The sequence below is a fragment of the Pseudomonadales bacterium genome, from assembly GCA_041395945.1.
Lineage (GTDB): Bacteria > Pseudomonadota > Gammaproteobacteria > Pseudomonadales > Azotimanducaceae > SZUA-309.
The window spans coordinates 492,997-511,593 of the sequence record JAWKZN010000001.1 but is presented as its reverse complement, the minus strand read 5'-3'; the positions used below and the strand labels follow the sequence as shown (position 1 = coordinate 511,593).

Annotated in this window: 18 protein-coding genes and 1 tRNA gene; 9 read left to right on the top strand and 10 right to left on the bottom strand. The window is 59.0% G+C overall.

Annotated features, from left to right (window positions below):
• Positions 1 to 12: 12 nt before the first annotated feature.
• A complete protein-coding gene (locus tag R3E82_02415; protein MEZ5549723.1) occupies positions 13 to 729 on the bottom strand; it encodes a DUF6498-containing protein in 717 nt (238 codons plus the stop codon).
• Positions 730 to 804: 75 nt separating this feature from the next.
• Between R3E82_02415 and R3E82_02410 the strand changes: the two genes are divergently transcribed.
• Both R3E82_02410 and R3E82_02405 read left to right on the top strand, forming a co-directional pair.
• Positions 805 to 881: transfer RNA gene (locus R3E82_02410), tRNA-Pro, on the top strand.
• Positions 882 to 1,038: 157 nt separating this feature from the next.
• Positions 1,039 to 1,245 (top strand): hypothetical protein, encoded by a 207-nt coding sequence (locus R3E82_02405; protein ID MEZ5549722.1) that lies wholly within the window; start codon positions 1,039 to 1,041, stop codon positions 1,243 to 1,245.
• A gap of 86 nt (positions 1,246 to 1,331) precedes the next feature.
• Here the strand turns inward: R3E82_02405 and R3E82_02400 are convergent, their stop codons facing one another.
• Positions 1,332 to 2,612 (bottom strand): MFS transporter, encoded by a 1,281-nt coding sequence (locus R3E82_02400; GenBank protein ID MEZ5549721.1) that lies wholly within the window; start codon positions 2,610 to 2,612, stop codon positions 1,332 to 1,334.
• A 521-nt stretch (positions 2,613 to 3,133) separates the two neighbouring features.
• Between R3E82_02400 and R3E82_02395 the strand changes: the two genes are divergently transcribed.
• Positions 3,134 to 4,582: an MFS transporter gene (locus R3E82_02395; protein ID MEZ5549720.1), complete on the top strand. Its 1,449-nt coding sequence runs from the start codon at positions 3,134 to 3,136 to the stop codon at positions 4,580 to 4,582.
• Positions 4,583 to 4,641: 59 nt separating this feature from the next.
• Here the strand turns inward: R3E82_02395 and R3E82_02390 are convergent, their stop codons facing one another.
• A complete protein-coding gene (locus tag R3E82_02390; GenBank protein ID MEZ5549719.1) occupies positions 4,642 to 5,379 on the bottom strand; it encodes a type II CAAX endopeptidase family protein in 738 nt (245 codons plus the stop codon).
• A 76-nt stretch (positions 5,380 to 5,455) separates the two neighbouring features.
• On the opposite strand from R3E82_02390, the gene R3E82_02385 reads away from it, so the two are divergent.
• A complete protein-coding gene (locus tag R3E82_02385; GenBank protein MEZ5549718.1) occupies positions 5,456 to 6,043 on the top strand; it encodes a TetR/AcrR family transcriptional regulator in 588 nt (195 codons plus the stop codon).
• A gap of 25 nt (positions 6,044 to 6,068) precedes the next feature.
• Here R3E82_02385 and R3E82_02380 read toward each other — a convergent pair whose 3' ends face one another.
• The 6 genes from R3E82_02380 to R3E82_02355 all read right to left on the bottom strand — a co-directional run bounded on the left by R3E82_02380 (position 6,069) and on the right by R3E82_02355 (position 13,192).
• Positions 6,069 to 8,066 (bottom strand): PQQ-binding-like beta-propeller repeat protein, encoded by a 1,998-nt coding sequence (locus R3E82_02380; protein MEZ5549717.1) that lies wholly within the window; start codon positions 8,064 to 8,066, stop codon positions 6,069 to 6,071.
• 65 nt (positions 8,067 to 8,131) lie between these two features.
• Entirely contained in the window at positions 8,132 to 8,809 is a 678-nt protein-coding gene (locus tag R3E82_02375; GenBank protein ID MEZ5549716.1) for a nitroreductase, read from the bottom strand.
• Positions 8,810 to 8,855: 46 nt separating this feature from the next.
• Positions 8,856 to 9,530 carry a membrane dipeptidase gene (locus tag R3E82_02370; GenBank protein MEZ5549715.1) on the bottom strand — a complete coding sequence of 225 codons (675 nt, stop codon included), beginning with the start codon at positions 9,528 to 9,530 and terminating at the stop codon, positions 8,856 to 8,858.
• A gap of 159 nt (positions 9,531 to 9,689) precedes the next feature.
• Positions 9,690 to 10,349 (bottom strand): DsbA family protein, encoded by a 660-nt coding sequence (locus R3E82_02365; GenBank protein ID MEZ5549714.1) that lies wholly within the window; start codon positions 10,347 to 10,349, stop codon positions 9,690 to 9,692.
• Between the two features lie 8 nt (positions 10,350 to 10,357).
• Complete coding sequence (locus R3E82_02360; protein ID MEZ5549713.1) at positions 10,358 to 12,136, bottom strand: DUF3604 domain-containing protein; 1,779 nt, start codon at positions 12,134 to 12,136, stop codon at positions 10,358 to 10,360.
• A gap of 63 nt (positions 12,137 to 12,199) precedes the next feature.
• A complete protein-coding gene (locus R3E82_02355; protein MEZ5549712.1) occupies positions 12,200 to 13,192 on the bottom strand; it encodes an MBL fold metallo-hydrolase in 993 nt (330 codons plus the stop codon).
• A 134-nt stretch (positions 13,193 to 13,326) separates the two neighbouring features.
• Between R3E82_02355 and R3E82_02350 the strand changes: the two genes are divergently transcribed.
• Entirely contained in the window at positions 13,327 to 13,668 is a 342-nt protein-coding gene (locus tag R3E82_02350; protein ID MEZ5549711.1) for a hypothetical protein, read from the top strand.
• On the opposite strand, the gene R3E82_02345 is transcribed toward R3E82_02350, so the two are convergent.
• On the bottom strand, positions 13,665 to 14,996 hold the full coding sequence (locus R3E82_02345; GenBank protein MEZ5549710.1) for a DUF222 domain-containing protein: 1,332 nt from the start codon (positions 14,994 to 14,996) through the stop codon (positions 13,665 to 13,667). The genes R3E82_02350 and R3E82_02345 overlap by 4 nt on opposite strands.
• A 384-nt stretch (positions 14,997 to 15,380) precedes the next feature.
• On the opposite strand from R3E82_02345, the gene R3E82_02340 reads away from it, so the two are divergent.
• From R3E82_02340 to R3E82_02325, 4 genes are all read left to right on the top strand, one after another.
• Positions 15,381 to 17,183 carry a carboxypeptidase regulatory-like domain-containing protein gene (locus tag R3E82_02340; GenBank protein MEZ5549709.1) on the top strand — a complete coding sequence of 601 codons (1,803 nt, stop codon included), beginning with the start codon at positions 15,381 to 15,383 and terminating at the stop codon, positions 17,181 to 17,183.
• Positions 17,180 to 17,713 (top strand): hypothetical protein, encoded by a 534-nt coding sequence (locus R3E82_02335; protein MEZ5549708.1) that lies wholly within the window; start codon positions 17,180 to 17,182, stop codon positions 17,711 to 17,713. Before R3E82_02340 ends, R3E82_02335 begins: the two co-directional genes overlap by 4 nt.
• A gap of 2 nt (positions 17,714 to 17,715) precedes the next feature.
• Entirely contained in the window at positions 17,716 to 18,072 is a 357-nt protein-coding gene (locus R3E82_02330; GenBank protein MEZ5549707.1) for a cytochrome c, read from the top strand.
• Positions 18,073 to 18,191: 119 nt separating this feature from the next.
• Positions 18,192 to 18,563, top strand: a complete 372-nt coding sequence (locus R3E82_02325; GenBank protein ID MEZ5549706.1) for a Rid family hydrolase — start codon at positions 18,192 to 18,194, stop codon at positions 18,561 to 18,563.
• Positions 18,564 to 18,597 lie beyond the last annotated feature (34 nt).

Genomic DNA, 18,597 nt, shown 5'->3' with positions numbered 1-18,597 from the left:
TATCGGAATGTATCAGCCGGCAGCGGCCACTGACGCCGGTGCCTGTCGCCGCCGCTCGCGCAGATGCAGCCAGACATCCATGACCGTTTTCAGCAGGATCAGCAATAGCAGCAGGGCCAGCGGAGAACCCAGGGCCATGATGCCGAAGCCACCGGCGATGATGGCGATGTGAAGCACCACGATCCGTTTGTAGGGAGCGCTCATCAGATCTTTAACACTTTGCCTTCGGAATTCACCGCCCCGGAAGTAGTTGAGCCACAGCGAAATGCCGTGGCTGACAAACAACGCCACGAAGCCGATCAGCCACTCCTGGGGCGCGATCGACAGCACGTGGCCGATCACCTTCACCAGCAGTTCGACGAATACGAAAACAAACGGCCAATTCATGTCCGAGAGTACGTCCGGCATTTCCGGCTGCGTCATGGCGAGCACAAACAACCCATGCACCGCACAGAACCCGCCATAGTGGATCAGGAAGAAGGCGCTCAGGAAAAGCCCGCCGAATCGGTTTTCGACCAGCATCTTGAGGATGGTGTAGGCGCCGATCACCAGATTCTCTGACCAGTAGAGAATCACCACGGACCCCACATCCCAGTCCCAGTACAGCACGCCAGCCAGGGGGATGAGGTTCACAATCACCAGCGCGGCCAGAGAAACGGCCCTCGGCACGGGAATCTCAGCCAGACTGGCCGGCCAGGACATCACCGGGGTGGGTTTACTCTCGCTCACGGCTTCGGCTTCCCCTCCGGGTTTCCCCCTCCTCCGGGTTCGGTTATGATTCCGCGCCGCACAAATCGGGCAAATCGGGGCGTAGCGCAGTCTGGTAGCGCACTTGACTGGGGGTCAAGTGGTCGCAGGTTCAAATCCTGCCGTCCCGACCATTTTTCTGATTGCGCCACCTCCAATTCTGAGCAAAACCCAGGAGCGACCATTGGTCGCAGCCGTAGCCAGGCGTACGGTGGGCTCATGCGTGCATCCCACGCCCTCGACATCCCATTCGTGTTCAACCATCTTGAAATGGCATATGGCATGCGCTGAATGCTTGGTGATAACCCGCCTGGGTCGCTTGCCGTGGCGATGCAGGACGCCTGGATCCGCTTCGCCAGGACCGGCGATCCGGGCTGGCCCGCATGGGGTGCGGATTCGCGTCAGGTCATGCGATGGGATACGGAACCTGCAGTGGTCGACGATCTCGAAGCCGATCGCGCATCGGTTTGGCGCGCGGTCTTTCCGGCACTGTCATAGCAGTGGGCAGGGGCAGCCCAGGCGATTCCACCCGAAGAAGCGTGCTTACGAATACGTTCGTCGGTAACCCTGACTGTGCTTTTAAACTAAGTCGCGTTGACTTTGTCCACCGCAATTCCCACCGTGCTATCGATGGCTCGAAGGGATTTGCTGAGCATTAAAAACGCGGCGGTCATCAGCACGAGGGCAATACAAGCTGCCAGAATCGCCGTCGCTGCTCCATAGTGGTCGGCGACTATCGCCATGGGAAACACACCCAATGGCGTCAGTCCAAACGACATCATCATAAAGCTGCTCATGCGGCCCCTGACGTTGTCCTCGACCAGTATCTGGACGGTCGCATTATTGACTGTCTGGAATGCGCTGGCGCACAGGTTCGCCAGTACCAGCGGAAGCAGTGCCAGATAGAAATTACTCGTCTGAGTGAACACCGCAAGAAACAAGGCAAACCCAATGGCGGTCGTGATCATCAACCGCAGCCTCTCAGTCTTGTCGCCGCGTCCAGCAATCCAGATCGAACCGAACACACCGCCGACACCGCCAGCACCCATCAGAATCCCGAGCCCGCTTTCCCCCGTCTGCCAGTTCTGTTCCACCAGCATCACCAACAGGTTTTGAAATGGCATCGCCAGAAACATGGGCACAAGACCAAACAGAAGACACACCATCACCGGCCTATTGCCCTTGATGTACTGAAATCCGTAGGCAATATCGGCGAACAGTGGTTTGTTGCCTCCCACCGGTTGTATCGCCGTGTTGCGCTTAACAAACAACATGCAAAACACGGCAAAGCCATAAAGCGCTGAAGCAACGATGTAAGCAGCCACAACCGAATACTGCGAAACAATCACACCCATCAGGGCAGGACCGGCCACGCGACTCAGGTTCATTGCGCCACTTGAAATCGCCATTGCACTTTGAATTCGAGACTGACCCACGACATTGACGGTGATCGCCATCCTTGCGGGCATAATAAATGGGAAGGCGCATCCGGCAACAAATGCAGTACCGAGCAGGTGCCAGAATTCCAGATGGCCCGTCAACAGAAGGCTGAGGATCACCAGCTCATTGGCGGTAATCAGACACTGGCCAACAATCACCAATTGGCGCCGCTCAACCCTGTCGGTGATCGCGCCCCCAATCATCGACATGAATATCATCGGGACAGCAACAACCAGATTGACGTATGCAAGCGACTGGGCCAAACCCGTCAGGTCCCAGGCAAGAATCGTGCGGGTCAGTATTTGACCATTCATGGCGAAGAAAAAACCGAGGTTGCCAAAAAACAACCATCGAAATTCCGCAATCGACAGCACCGAAGAACGCTTACGACCAGAAGGTTTAGCTGATGGAGGATTACCGTTCATTCCCGACCGATTTCTGTTTCCTTTATCTCAGCCGGAGCCAGCTCTCAGTAGAAAGCCTAGGCGTGCAAATGTACGGTTTCGCGGATACCGCCGGGACTGCGGGTACCGCGGTTGGCAGAGTAAACCACAATGGACCGATCGATGCCCGAGAGTTAAAGACCGCCTCAGGCCACCACAATGCGCCTATCGGAGTTCCAGCGGTGGTTAGTCAACGTCCCCTACTGGCAAGGTCTTTCAACTGCTATGCAAGCCGGATTGACCTGCCGGATTTACTTGGTCCATTTGCCTATTGGAATCTGACCTCAGCAAGGCGCATGGAGAGCTTGGACCATTCGCAGCGTTCGTTTTCTGCCGCCATGAGGCGCTTGGGGTCAAACACGACCCCCAGGTCGTGGTCGCAGCCGTGTGACAGTCACAAGCAACCATCGCAACTCAATCAAAACGAATCTATGTCGTGAAACGGTTGACGATACCAGGCGTACTACCGAGACTGGACTCGTCTTAGGCAATACTGAGTTCCAATGACAGCAGTGGCCGTCCACGAAGAAGGTAAAGCGCCCGGCCGAATTGCAGGGTTCGGTACTAAACGTTACCGAACCTATGTGCTCTCAGCCCTGACGCTTATCTACATTATGAACTTTGTCGACCGCGGCCTGCTCGCAGTGGTCGGTCCTGACCTTGTGCCCGAGCTGGGTATTTCCGATACCCAATTCGGCCTTCTTACTGGTTTCGGTTTTGCCCTTCTCTACACCATCGTGGGTATTCCGCTGGCGCGTTATGCGGATGCGGCTCACCGTGTGTGGATCATGACCGTCTGTGTCGCGCTATGGTCTCTGATGACGGCGCTATGCGGGCTCGCAACCGAAGTTACCATTGGCTCGGTCACCATAGGTGCGTTCTGGATTCTGTTGATGTGTCGTGTCGGTGTAGGTATCGGCGAGGCCGGTTGTACACCACCGGCCAACTCGTTGATCGCCGACTATTATGCCCCGCGTGACAGATCCCAGGCGCTTGGCGTCTACGCTATGGGGGTAACGCTCGGCGGGATGTTTGCCAACCTGATCGGTGGTTGGGTGACAGACGCATTCGACTGGCGAACTGCATTTTTTGTTGTCGGCCTGCCGGGCCTGTTGATTGCCGTGGTTTTCAAATTGACGGTGAAAGAGCCGCCACGCGGCTTTACTGACCCGAAGAGTACGCAATCAAAAGAACCGATTGCGCTGCGCGAAGCGATCCGCGAACTGACGACGAAGCCCGCGTTCTGGCTGATGACGGCTGGCGCCACGATTGCCGCATTCTGCGGTTACGGAATCTCCTCGTTTCAGTCCATCTTCCTGGTACGCGCTCACGAAATCACAACCGGTGAAGCGGCAATCTGGATCAACACACCAGTAGCGTTGTCAGCTGCCCTCGGCACGTTTGCTACCGGGTGGCTTGCGACCAGAGTTTACAAAAAACATCCGGGTGCCATCGCCTGGGTACCGGCACTGGGTTTAGCCATCTCGATCCCATTCTATGTGTTTGCCTTCACCACGGAGACTCTGCTCTTTGCCGCCATCGGCCTGATCATCGGCGGATTCGTGAAGTACGGCTATATAGCCGCGCAGTACACCATCGGCCAGGGGGTCGTAAGCATGCGTGTGCGTGCGATGGCAACGGCGGTGCTGCTGTTCATCGCCAATTTATTTGGGTACGGCTTTGGACCGCTGTTCATTGGTTATACATCTGACATTTTCTTTACCAGCGGTGTGGCTGAACTCGGCGTTGCAGCAGAGGAACTGGCCCGAAACCAGTGCCATCCGCGCGCTATCGGAGAGCTAAGCAGAAATCTGCAGAATGTCTGCGGTGCGGTCTACGCCCAGAGCTTGCAGTCGGCGATGGTCATCATGGCGTTCTTATATGCCGCGAGTTCATTGTTCTTCCTGTTAACCTGGCGTCGGCTGGGAAAGGATATGGTAGACAGAAACTAAAGCTGAAACAGGGAAGATAAGAGTTTCAAAGCACATGGGTTGTTTTGCGTGGCATCAGGCTAGAAGGCGACCGGTTTCGCCAGATAGAGTTGAAAGACAAACAGGATGTGACCTGTTGAATGCGCAAGAATGACGATCCACAGGTTGCGGCCGCACAACATATAGGCAATACCCCAGACAACTCCCATCATGACCGTTAAGATCACGCCGCCGACGCCCCACTGGAAATGAAACGCACCGAAGACGAGTGCCTGAACAGAGACCGCTATCGCGGATCCGGCAATGTTCCGCCCGAGAATTTCTGTAAGCCGACCTATGAGAAATCCCCGAAAGATAATCTCTTCGGGAATAGATGCGGTCAGCGGCAGAATCAGCACCATGGCGATGGCGGCGCCCGGATTGCCGCCAATCGAATCGTATCGAGACAGATCCGGTTCCGGCAGGGAGATGAACGATGAAACAAGCAGCGGTGCCAAAAGCTGGACGGCAATGAAAGCACCGAGGACACCGGCAACCTGCAGGGGAACCAGTTTCCAGCGCTCTGGCCGCCTGAACCCCAGGTCGGAGAAAGTCCCGCCACGAGTCAGCACAACGCAGATTGCAGCAATAGCGCCGGCGACCATGGAGGTCGCGCCACGTACTTCCGCGCCAAAGGGTATCCAACCTCGGGCAATAGCAATGTCTTCAAGAAAAAAGGCGAGGCCCGACACCGCAAACACGATTGCGAAATCAATCAAGCATTCTGTCGGAGTCAACTCAGGAACGCCGCGTTCAACGGACAGGGTTGAATCAGTCATGTTGGACATTTCCTCCTGGCCGGCATACATTTCACATTGAAAATAACATTGATATACGTATAAATAACATCGTTATATGTCCAGCGTCAATACGAAAGATCGGATCATGCAGGCAGCGCTCGAGTTGTTCGCCAAACATGGTTATCAGAAAACCTCGATAGCGCGCATCGAAACCGAAGCGGGGCTGGTACCGCGTGCGGGTGCTTTTTACCGCCACTTTGAAAGCAAACAGGCGCTTCTTGTGGAGATCGCCAGAACCTACATCTCGGAAACGCCGGAGAGTTTCGGCCTCAACAGGCTGGCAGACTATGAAGACACGCGATCGGAACTGATCGCGATCGCACTGAAATATGAAGAAGCCGTGATACGGCAGAAACCCTATGCTCGGCTTATCGAGGAAATACGCCTCCTCGATTTCGGAGCTGACCTGCAGAGTGAACTCGACGCGGACATGATGCGTGCGCTGGTGACGTGGATAAGGGGGAAGCCGGCAGCGAAGGGTCTGTCACGGAAAAAGATATCGGCTCTGGCAATCAGTGTGTTTGGTGCCTGGCTGTATTATCTGTCCATGGTTCAGCGGGGGGTGGCGATCGACCCGCTCCGCGACACCCTGCTTAACGAGTGGGCCACGTTCTGGGCGTCCACTCTCGACAAATCGAGATAGAATCTGAACGCTACCGCGTAAAAACCTACCGCGAAAACGCCACCAGATAGTCGCCCTCGCCGCCGATGCCGGCCCGTGCATCGCCCCCCGCGGCGATCACCACGAACTGGCGCGGTCCTTCTGTTGTGTCCACCGTGTAACTCATCGGCGTGGCATTGCCCGGAAACGGCAGTTCGTGCTGCCAGAGCTGATCACCGGTATCCACATCGTACGCACGCAGCATCCTTTCCGCCGCCGCACCAATGAAGATCAGGCCACTGTCTGTAAGCAGCGGCCCGCCCATACCCGACATGCCCAGAGGCAGGGGAATGAATGTGATTTCCCGGGTGGTGCCGTGATGGCGCCGCCAGATCTGCGCCTGCTGGTTGATGTCGATGACCATGATCTCCGCCAGAGGCGCTCCGGAACAGGGCACACCGACCAGCGGGTCCAGATAAGGGTGGCGGGACATCAGATGCTCCGCGCCGACCTGAGGGGCAATCTCGGCACCCGGCGGCAGGTTGTAGCGGGCTTCGAATTCCCGTCGCGCCGCGCGCCGGGCTTCCGGATCCGCATCGCTGTCTTCCAGCACGGTCAGCAGGTCCTGAGCGCCCTTTCGCGGAATGAGCCTGGTTCGAAACGGCACGCTGTTGGTGTTCACCACGATGAGTCCACGCTGCTCATCCACCGCCACACCACCCCAGTTGATGGCGCCCATGTTGCTCGGCAGGCCGATGGTCCATTGCTCGGTAATGGGTGTGAAAACAGGTCCCGCCACGCTCTCCTCGTCCATGTCGTCGCACAGGCCGAACAGCGATGCACCCTTGGTGTAGCTGCGCGAGGTCTGAAATGCGGGTGGCGGGAAGGGCTGCACGTCAGACAGCCGATCCGCAAGCGGTCCTTCAACCGGGACTGCCTGGTATGTGACATCCACCAGCGGCTGACCGGTTTCACGATGCAGCACGAACACATGCCCCATCTTGGTGGCCTGAATCAGCGCCGGTATTCGCGTGCCGCTCATCGACAGATCCGCCAGCACCGGCTGGGTCGGGACATCGAAGTCCCAGAAGTCCCTGATCACGGTATTGAAGTGCCAGAGCACTTCGCCCGTGGATGCGCGCAACGCCACCACCGCAGACCCGTAGTAAGCCATGTCCAGGCCCCGCGGGCGGTCATAATCCGGCGCAGGATTCCCGGTCGGCAGAAACACCATGTCGCGTGCGGCGTCCACCACCATGGGCGCCCACACGTTGGGGGTACCCAGGGCATACCCTGCACTGCTGACCGGCTGTGTGTCATGCTCATAGCCGGGAGGCGCCAGATCAAAAGCCCAGGCCAGTTCGCCGGTCACCGCGTGGTATGCGCGCACCACACCGCTCGGTGCGGTGACCCGTCCGCCGTCACTGACCGCCGAACCGACAATGACCAGATCCCCGGCCACCACCGGCGGTGACGTCACCTGATACTCTCCGGCCCAGTTGATGTGGCCGACATCCGTGTCCAACGCCACCTCTCCAGCGTTGCCGAAAGTGCGGCACGGCTCCCCGGTGAGGGTGTTGAGCGCCATCAGGCGGGCATCGTTGGTGGCCATGAACACCCGCGCGGGACATTCGGCATCGGCAGTGCGCGCGGGCGTGACGCTGCGGCAGTTGAACTCATTGGCCGGGCGGAGGCTGCGATCCACCTGTGGATCGAATGCCCACAGCTCGCCGCCCGTCAGAGGATCCAGCGCCACCACTCTGTTGAACGGAGAACAGAAAAGCAGTTGCCCCTCTGCCAGCACCGGCGTGGCCTGGAACACGTCTTCGGCGTCACCGGTGCGGTAGGTCCACGCCAGCTGCAGATCCTCCACGTTCTCCCGGGTGATCTGGCCGAGCGCTGTGAACTTCCGGCCACCCGGACCACCGTAGGTCGGCCACTCGGACGTTACCCGGGGCTCTCCACCGGTAGTCGCCAGGTAGGCTTCAAAATCCGTATCGCAGCCGGCGAGCAGACAGCACGCGCCGAGTACAATTCCCCACTTCGTCCCCTGAGTCTTCTTCACCTGTCCAGCCCTCGATAATACTCCGCTCCCGAACTCCCGGATGCTCTGGAATTCCGCTTCGCCGCTCAGTCATCAAAGCCTAAAAAGCGTGCAGCTTCGTCAACACTTTTACGCTCTGACACCACCGCGTTGGCAGGAAAATTTTCATCGGGCCAACCCAGGGCAACTGCCTTCATGATCACCTGATCGTCTGCGATCTGTGCATGCTCGCGTACAACCGGCGACTGCATAATGCCCTGGCTGTTAATCACTGCTCCCAGGCCTCGCGACCAGGCCGCGTTTACCAGCGCTGTGGTTACTGCGCCACAGTCAAAAGCAGTGTCATCGCTGTCTGCCAGCACGCGGTCATAAGTAATAATCACGCAAACCGGAGCATCAAACTGGCGGAAACCCCGCAGCACCCAATCCTGACGACCCTCTTTATCTTCACGCGCGATACCCATCGCCGCGAACAATTGCTTGGCAACCCCAACCTGGCGGTCGCGATGTTGCCCCGCAAAGGCCTGCCCGATGCGAAACTCACGCGAATGAGGCACACCTGCGAGATTACGTTCCGTGTTACCCGCGCGAATACGATTCAGGGTTTCGCCAGCAACGACAGTGAAATTCCAGGGTTGGGTGTTCATCGATGACGGTGAGCGCATTGCCAGCGCCAGAATCTCTTTAATCAGCGCTTTCGGCACCGGGTCGGGTTTGTAGCCTCGAATGCTGCGGCGTCCGAGGAGGACATCATCGAATTGCACGTTGAATCTCTCTATGTGGGTATCGAGACAGTTTACGGGAATAACTTCAGCCGGGGAAAAAATTGCAAATCCGCACATTCAACGCTTCGCTGGCATCTCTGAGTCCGGGGATCTCACTGCCATGATTAAAATCGGTTCCAATCCCGACATGATCAACACCGATGCGCTTTACGATGTAGTCGAGGTGGTCGAGCATGTCATCGAGACTTTCCGGACCAATCAGTTCGCTGACGGCACCGAGGAATTTCGCCTGCGCCTCGGGATCATCGATCTCCCAGTAAAGCTCGAAGGGGTACAGGTAGTCTTCCTTCACACCGGCATCCCGTCGTGCGGATCTAATGTTCGCATCCATTGCTGGATCGGCGGAGTTGAACAGATAGCCTCTGAGGGGCGCAACGTGAGTGACCCCACCTGATGCACCGATGCGGTCGATCCCTTCATCCGACAGATTCCGGCTCACATTCGACAGCGCCTGCACGTTGGAATGACTCGCGATGACCGGCGAGCGGGACATATCCATTACCTGAAGCGCCGCCTTCAACTCATCCGCGGTGCGCGGAATAACGGCGTTGTTCGCGGGATCCGCTGTGAGCGCGACCACCGCGGCGATCTTCTCTTCCGCCGCCTCCTCGGTAGGCTGCGAGCAGGCTGACAATAGAATCGCCAGCAGAACTGACAGGCCCGCGGCGGTCAGAGATTCCGATTTGAACTTGCCGATCACAGGCACGCTGCTGAGTTCAGATTGAGGGTGGACACTAAAGTTCTATTTCTCTGTCAGGTCAACACACAATCCTCCGTGTTCACGCGTCACCCGTCCGTTGCAATCCCTGCAATCCCTTGCGGCAACGCCAGGTGGCGAATCGCTGAACCCAGCCAGCCCTCACCCACCCTGCCGGGTCTGCAGACCTTCCTTCTTCAGCCGCCAGAGCAATACATCGAGTCGATCCTGACCAAAGAACGGTTCACCTCGAAACGCGCAGGTTGGCACACCCCAATGGCCCGAGTGATCATGGTCGACCTGATTTTTTTCGATGACCGCGTCCAGCCGACCTGCTTCGGCGACGATTCGCCGATCCATCTCCGCAAGATCAAGCCCGGCTCTCTCCGTCGCCTTTGCCAGATGATCGCCCTGATCCCATCCCTGGGTACCGCCCCAGATCAGCGAAGACACTTCATCGGCAAATTCGATACCCGGCCCCATCTCCTCAGCCAGCGCTCCGAGTCGAGTGAGGCGATGGATGTACGGTTGATCGGGCGCGGTCTGCCGCCGGCCGTCTTTATCGGTCAACTGTATGACCGGGTCGGGCCTCGGGAAGGCAAAGGGCAGCTCCAGAAACTCCGCGACACGGCGAACATCCGTGCCGAAATAGGAGAACCACTGGGGTTGCACCTGATCGAAGAACTCCGGCATGCGTATCGCAATGGGATACACAACCCGGAAGTTGACCTGCAACTGATACTGCTCCTGCCAGTCGCGCAAGCGCCGGGTCGCAAGATAGGACCAGGGACTCCGAAACGACCAGAAGACATCAATTTCCATTGGCTTACTCACTGTGAATCGATCCAGATTGGCGATGACCAGGCACGCTCCTGAATCACAACTTGAAGATTGTCTCGCGGTGCCACGCCCGCGCGAAGTGCATCCCACGTCGACCAGCGACAGGTTGGATTTTCCAGCACCCGGGCATAGTAGAAGGCTTTGTGTTGCTCGTTGTATTCAGGATCCTGCCAGAGCGCCTTAAGTTCTCCGGCACCCCGGTCTGCCGAATAGGCGCAGTCTGCCAGGTTGACCTTGGCACCATTGTCCGGACAGCGATGGGTTGCCGCATCGACAGCCAATCCGTCTGAGCACGCCACATCAAAAACCTGCTCTTGTGGTTTGCCATCCTCGAGCCAGCCCTTGATGATCTGCACACGCTGCAGCGGTGCTGATCGCGCATCGCGCGCTGCCCAGACAATAAAAGACGGCACCTCCCCCGGTCTGGCAACCAGATCACCGCCCATTGGCACACCACCGGCATAGGCGCGGACAGGTCCATCAGTGTCCTCGAGCATGGCAGCATCGAGTTCGAATCCCGCAAAGAAGCGCACGCGCAATCGCGGCCCCGAGGTCGCGAAAGTTTCCTTGCGTCGGAAGGCGTCGTAGATGGATTCCCGGGTGTTCTCCTCAGCCCAGACTCCGGCCAGCCCCGACGCACCCCAGGTGGACAGCTCGCGGAACAGATAACGCCTGCCATCCGAAGCGACATAGAAGCCCGAGTCATCTGCATCGGTCAGCTTGAGGGCATGCAGAGCTTCGTCGCCGATCGGCACAGAGCCGCGGAGGACAGAGGTCGAATCCAGCAGTCCCACCTTCGAGAAGAAATTTGATTCATCGTAGGAGCCTGCGCCAGTATGAGTGTCGGAAGAGCCTATAAAGCCATACTTGAAAGGATTACCGATACCCGCAGACTCAAGTGCGAGCCCCTTTTTCAGCGCATCGCGAACATAGCCGCCATCCACTTCGGCGATTTTCATACCGTCGCCGGCAACATAGGGGTCGATCTCGAAGCCGGCCCATTCATCGTTCATCGACAGGGCGGGATGCGTCTCAGAGGTTCCCTTCACCTGCGAAATTTCCACCAGCGGTTCATTACGTATCCGTTGTTCGTTGTAACCCAGGGTCATTGGATCGCCTGCCCAGGTCGCCAGTTCGAACATCTGCCCGTTGGATTTGTTGGAGTTATGGGGGATGGCCAGGCTCTCGACGCCCTTTTCTCTCAGGTCATCCATCCAGGTCCACAGATCCGCAGGATCCAGCGACATGAGCCGATTGAACGGCATGGCTGGCATGTTTTCCGTGCCGCGGAAGATGACATTCCGATGCATGCTGCCGCCGTCTTCCTTGGTCGATGAGAACTCATAGGCGGCGAAAGTGGTAAATTTTACCGGCTCATAGTGGCTGTCAGCAGCGTGCACCTCATCCGCCCAGGTGGTTCGCATGATGCCGTCTACCTGTGTTCGTAGCGGTTCAGATTGGGTCATAGCCGCCCGAAACCGACCTATGAAAGAACGAAAATTACGCGTGGGAATGCTTTCCAGGGTGAGGTTCTCCGGGGCATTCATATTGTGGATCTGTTTCATGACCGGAAATTTAGAGATGTCCGTTGTGGTATCTGCCCCTGCCCGAACCACACCAAGGTAAAAGCCGTGATCCGTTACGGCGTAAAAATCCAGCGGCTGATCGAGCTGCACATCGAACCCGCCCGGATGCCGGATGGCCTCACCCCTGCCGTAGCGGTAGGCATCGTCGGGTGTCGCCAGTGTGCCGAATTGAAAGGCATCCAGCGAGTAGGTCGTGTGGACATGCAGGTCGCCGAAGTAGGCGTTGCGTTCACCAGATGACGCTCACTACTCGGATACCTTGATCTGGGTCCCGCCGGCTGGAAGCTCCAGCGTCATGCCGTCCTCAGCCAGGATCCACTCGAGCTTCCCGCCCTCCTCCATGCCCTTGGTAAAGGTTTCCTGAAACCCGGGCATACCCGCTTGGGTGAGGTGGCTCAGCACGAGCAACCGCACACCCGCCGCGCGGGCCAGGTCTGCGGCTTCTCTCGGCTCGGTATGGTACGTCACTGTATCAGCCAGTAGTGCAGCAGCCCTGGGATTCACCCGGCTTACCCCGCGGGACGCTGCCATCATCATGGCATTGCTCTGCGCTTCGTGGATGAGCACATCCGCACCCGCAGCGGCGGCGCCCAGTGGCGGCCAGGCCCTGGTGTCGCCGCTGATCACCACGGAGCGGCCCTTGTAGTCGAAGCGGTAGCCGAAAGCTGGATCGACCGGATCGTGGGCCACGCGGATCGCCGTGATGGTCAGCTCACCTTCCTTCAAGGCAGGCGCGGTGCCATCCGGCTTGGGAATTTTGACGACCCGGGAACGCAGCTTTGCAGCATCCAGCGGGAACTGGATGTCCCCTTTTTCATGGTGCGCCTTGCGGAAGACCCGGTCGCGTTCATAGACGAGGTTGAAACCCCGGGCCAGGTTGTCGACACCGTCCGGTCCAATCAGGGCCAATGGGTGGGTCCGACCATTGATCCAGCTCTGTTCTGCCGCTTCGCCCACACCGGCGATATGGTCGCTGTGCAGGTGGGTGATGAGGATCGCCTTCATACTCGTCACAGGCGCCCGCATCTGGCGCAGGGTATCCCAGCCGCCAACCCCATTATCGACCAGGTAGAGCGCGTCCCCCGCCTGAACCGCGGTGCAAGGCTGGGCACGACCTGAACTCTGCAGGGGCCCGCCTGTGCCGCAGAAAAACACCTTCAGGCCATCAAAGCTTTGCGCCTGGGCCGCAAACAGGGTGATCGGAGAAATCAGGGCCGTAATCAGGGTGCTACGGGTCATTCGTTTTAAAGTCAGAATCACAGCAACCTCATTACTTCGGGTCACGGCGAGAACTTCTGCGTGCGGCGATTGCCCGACGCTTTGAAGCGATGGCCAGAACTCTGGTCGCCAAAAATTCCCAACGCGCCCCGTTCGTGGAGCGAAGACTCAGCGCCTTCCAGGAAAAAGAAACCATCAACGACAGCAGACTGCGGGCACTTCTCGTAGTCGACGGCGACGAAGACGTAGACCCGATACCACGATACGAGGACCAACTCAGCCTCCTGCGCCAGGACGTCATTGACGGCAATATCCATCCAGCACACGATCTGCCGGCGCTGCAGGTGGCGCTCTCAGCTCTGTTGCGCGGCTACCGAATCTTCCATGAACAATACGCCAGGCGTATCGATACCAACGCAGACGATCTTGACGCGCGAATTACCGAGGTCGTACGCCTCTGGCTCAAAGCGATGGCGCAACCGCCAGCAGTCAGCTAGGTCGATGACCTTATCTCCACTTTGGGTGAAAGCTGGTAACCCTCTTCCGCTGAAGACGCCTCTGCGGTTGGAGGCGAGGAGAAATCTTCCGCCGAAGCCGTAGCCAGATCTTCCGCTGAAGACGGACACGCCTCTTCCGCTGAAAACGCACAATCCTTTTCCTCCGTTCCCCGGCCCTCAACCGGCCGCCCATCCGGCCGTGCGAAGTAGTAGCCATCCGAGGTCGCCCGCAGCCGGAACCCGCCCTCATGCATCTGCTTGTGATGATGGCTGCAGAGCAGAATCAGATTATCGAGCGAGGTCTCACCTCCGTCGCACCAGTGATGGATGTGGTGGGCGTCCAGCCAGCGGGTGTGATGACAGCCGGGAAAGCGGCAGCTTCTGTCCCGTGCCGCCAGGGCGCGACGGATGGCGAGAGGCACGGTGCGCTGCTTGCGGCCAACATCCAGTATTTTCTGTCCGTTCTTGAGCACCGGCACCAGGGTGCCTTCACAGCACAGGCGCCGGATGATGGGGAGCGGCAGATCCGATTCTCCGCCGGCACCGGACAGCGCCTGAGCGTCCACGTGTACCAGCACCTGATAGTCGGCGGCCGTCCCGCGGTCAGCGTTTGCTCGAGCATCGACACTCTCGGGAGCTTCGTTTTGCACTGCTCCGGCATCTGCCGCCCTCGCGCGTGCAATCAACTCCATGAACGCATCCGCCCGAGCCGCCGCTGAGCCCCGGGTCGGATCTTCCGGGAGCGTATCCACCATCCGAGCCAGCGCCTGCTCCACCAGCGCAAAAGCCTCCGCCGGCAGTTTCACCAGGATCTCGCCGGAATGGGGATACAGGGCTACGGATCGGGCCTCGTGATCGCGCCGCGCAATCTGACGTGCCACGCACGCGTCCCCATGGCGCAGCCGTTTACAGCATTGTTCCAGCTGCTCGGCCGTCGAGGTTCGGGCATAGGCCAGCAGGTCTGCCTCGTTCGCTTCGTCGGCGACCCGGGTCAGCGCCCGGACCTGTGAATAGGACAGTGCACCCGACTTGAACGCGGCATCGATCAGCGGCACGAACCACAGCGCCTTCGCGACCCGCAGTTTCTCCAGTGCAGTCGTCCGCGACAGCTTCAACTTGAAGTCCAGCCACTGGGCACAATCGGTGCAGCCATAGGCCTGCCAGCCGCGGCGCAGATCGAACTCGCGCAGCAGGCTTAAGAACCGATGCGTGGCCCGGGAAACATCGAGCCAGCTCGATTCGAGGGCCGATTCCAGATCATCGATGGGAGACAGGCGGTCGGTAGAGTGAAAGAACTCGGCAGAAGGCAGCGGGGTGTAGTTGGACATGGGCGACTCCGGCGAGGAAAGATGCTGTATATACGTACAGTATTCTACGCCTGATAACGCTGATACCCAATGTTTTTATTGACAAAATGATGACAGACTTAACTCCCACGATTGAAATTCCAACGCAACTGCCGGCCCGCGTCCGCGCGTGCTGCAAGCTGTGCAAGCCATGGAAGGTGAACGGGTTTCGCGCAGAGCGCACCGCCCGGAAAGACGAGGACCGGGCCACCACAGCCCATCAACGCTCCGCCCAGGATCAGCGCAGCGGCAAGTGATCGTCGCCGTGCAACGGTCGGTTAACTTCTGCCGAACCGGACACTGATGCACATCAGCGCAAGTCGGGTTACATTGTTCCAGTTACTCACTGAACCCCGGGAGAGGTGAATGATGCGCAATCTGGTCAAACTCGTGCTCGTGATCGCAACAGTATCGGCAGCCGGCAACCTCACGGCATCGGGATTTTCGGGCACTGTGCTCGATGAGTCGGGCAACCCTGTCGCTGGCGCGATGGTCACCGCCCGCTTCGGCGCGCCTTTTCAGGAACGCACGGTGTTCACCGATGGTTCCGGTCACTACCAGGTTTCCGGTCTGCCAGCGGCCACGGAGCATATGATCCGGGTTCGGCGTATCGGCTGGCACGACGTACGTTCCCGCGGCCACGTGACCGATGCGCAGGAGCTGACACCCCTCGACTTCACCCTCATCCGGCACACGGACCCGGCCGCCGTGGCCGCCCAACTACCGGCCAACCACTGGTATGAGCTGTTGCTCGACAAGCTGGAGTCGGAACACGATCGGGAGCAGTTCGTGCGTCAGTGCACCTATTGCCACCAGCAGGGCAGCCCCGCCACCCGCCTGCAACGGGATGAAGCGGAGTGGCAGAAAATACTGGCGTTGATGGCCCGCATGGGCGCGGGTCTGGACGAAGATCTCAGCAGCCGGATTCCCGGACTGCTCAACAGCGCCTATGACCCGGCAACGGCAGTACCCGCGCTGACCCGGGGCTGGGAGAAACCTGATTTCTCTCCACCCCCGCAACCAGCAGCCCTCGGCGCCATCATCGATGAGTTCGAGCTGGGCGGTCGCTCCTCGATGCAGCACGACATGATCGTGCACCCGAGCGGCCACATCTACTCCGTGGACATGACCACCGACACCCTCTTTCGCATGGACCCGAGAGTTCCCGGCGGCAAGCGCGAATGGTTCAAGATTCCGAGCGAGGGCCTGCCTCTGGGCGGCAATATGGGATCGGGTGCCCTGCCCTCCAATTCCGAGATGTACGTCGGGCCCCATTCGCTGCAGGTGGATCACAACGGTGCGATATGGATCACGCTCGCCACCGGTAACCAGCTCGCGAAGTTCGATCCGAAGGACGGTTCGTTTACAACAGAGCCGCTACCCAGCGGTATCTATCCGCACACACTGCGGATCGATGCCCGGAACCGGGTCTGGTACACGGTTGCCGGCTCGAATCACGTCGGCGTATTCGATCCGAGCACCGGCCAGCACGAGAATATCAGGGTACCTGCCCGCAGTTTCGGCGAAGCCGTGATGCTGCGCATGATCCCCTTCTTTCTCTGGCTCGGCCAGTATGTGGACCTGAGCGGTGCGGCTGGCGCCGGTGGTGGGGAAGGTACCGGCCCTGTGCCTTACGGCATCGATATCGCGCCGAACGGCGATATCTGGTTCAGTCAGCTCAACGCGCACCGGATCGGCCGAATCGACCCGGATACCTTCGAGCTGCAGATGATCGACACGCCCTTCAAAGCGCCGCGCCGGATGCGATTCGACTCCAGAGGCGACCTCTGGATCCCGGGCTTTTCTTCGAACGTTCTCGCACGCTTCGATATCGAGACGGAGGAATTCGAACTCTTTGAGATTCCCATCGAGCCGCTCGGCACGGAAACGCCCTACGCACTCAATGTGGATCTCAAGACGGACACCGTGTGGATCTGCGGCACCAACAGCGACACCCTGCTGAGCTTCGACCCCGCAACAGAGGCGTTCACCATCTACCCGCTGCCGACCCAGGTGACCTACACCCGCGAGATCGATTTTGATGAGAACGGTGCGGTGTGGACCAGCAACTCCAACGTTCCGGCCTGGCAGATCGAGACCGGCACGCCGAGAGTGCTGCGCCTGACACCGCCCGCGGTTCCCACAGTTGGCGCCCTGGGGCCACGGTGAAGGCACGCCTGCTGCTGATCGGCGTTCTGCCTTTTGTAGCCGGCTGCGCGGAGCCGGAAACCAGCACTGAGGAACTGCGGGCGCTGGAAGCGCGGGCAACGGAGCTGGCGCAGCTGCTCAGCGGGGAGGAAAGCACCGGGGCTGACGCCGTTGTGGTCAGACTGAAGTTCGATGAGAGCGTTGATCTGGATCTGTACGTCACCGATCCGCTGCTGGAAACCGTCTACTTCGCCCGCCACGAATCCCGCACCGGGGGCGCGATAAGCGCGGATGTGCGCTGCGACACGGCCGGCCCCCGTGTGGAGGAAATCCGCTTTGCCGATCCCTGGCCCGGCCGCTACAGGATTGGCGTGGACTTTCCTGCCCGCTGCGACGGCTCGAAGTCGCGGGCACCCGCTCCCTACGCGGTATCGGTGAATGCCAACGGCACAGTTTACGAAACACACGGCCTGGTGAACCTGAAACACTTTGAAGTTGTCGTTCTGGAGTTCGAGTTGGACGGATCACGACAAGACCACGGAGAAACCTAGCCATGCGCAAATTCCTGATGATCCTGTCGGTCACGGGCCTGCTGACACCGCTGGTGGCACACCCGGACGGCCGGACGCTGTATGAAAACTACTGCCAGATCTGTCACGGCAGCGAAGGTAAAGGAGACGGAGCAGGCGTTCCCGAGACTATGATCCGTCCGCGGCCCTTCAGCGCAGCTGCCTTCAAGTTCGACACGGACGCAGACTGGGAAAAAGGCAGCGACACGGATCTGGCCAATGTGATCCGCAACGGAACGGCCGCCTACGGCGGTTCGTCACTCATGCCTGCGTGGAGCAACCTGCAGGATGAAGAAGTGGACGAACTGGTCGCCTACATTCGCAGGCTGCAGGTACGCTGACTCTGAGATATCGGGCGAATCAGCGCTGATCAATGGGTCGGCGCACGTCTTGCTCTGGGAGCTGATCCCATTTAGCTTACTCGAAAGCCCTGAAACTCCAACCAGCCTGGGAAAGTCAAATGTCCATCAATGTCATCGTCCCTGAATCTGCGCGCAAGACCTATGAAAACTGGCACTTCGCTCCCGCCGTCCGCCACGACGATCTGATTTTCTTTTCTGGAGTCGTTGGTCGAGGCGATACGGCTGAAGACGAGTTCCGAAACGCCTGGGCGTCTCTCGGTGAAACGCTGGCCGCGGCCGGCGTTGGCTATGAGGACATCATCGACACCACCATATATATGGTCGACCTGCAGAAGAATACCGCCGCAATGGCGAAGGCTAAAGACGAGTTCATTAAGAAGCCCTACCCCGCATCTACCTGGATCGGAATTACCGAACTGGTCATCCCCGGCGCACGTGCAGAGATCAAGGTGATCGCTCGCAAAAAGTAGCCGGCACCCAGAGCCATGGCGCCACAAAATAATC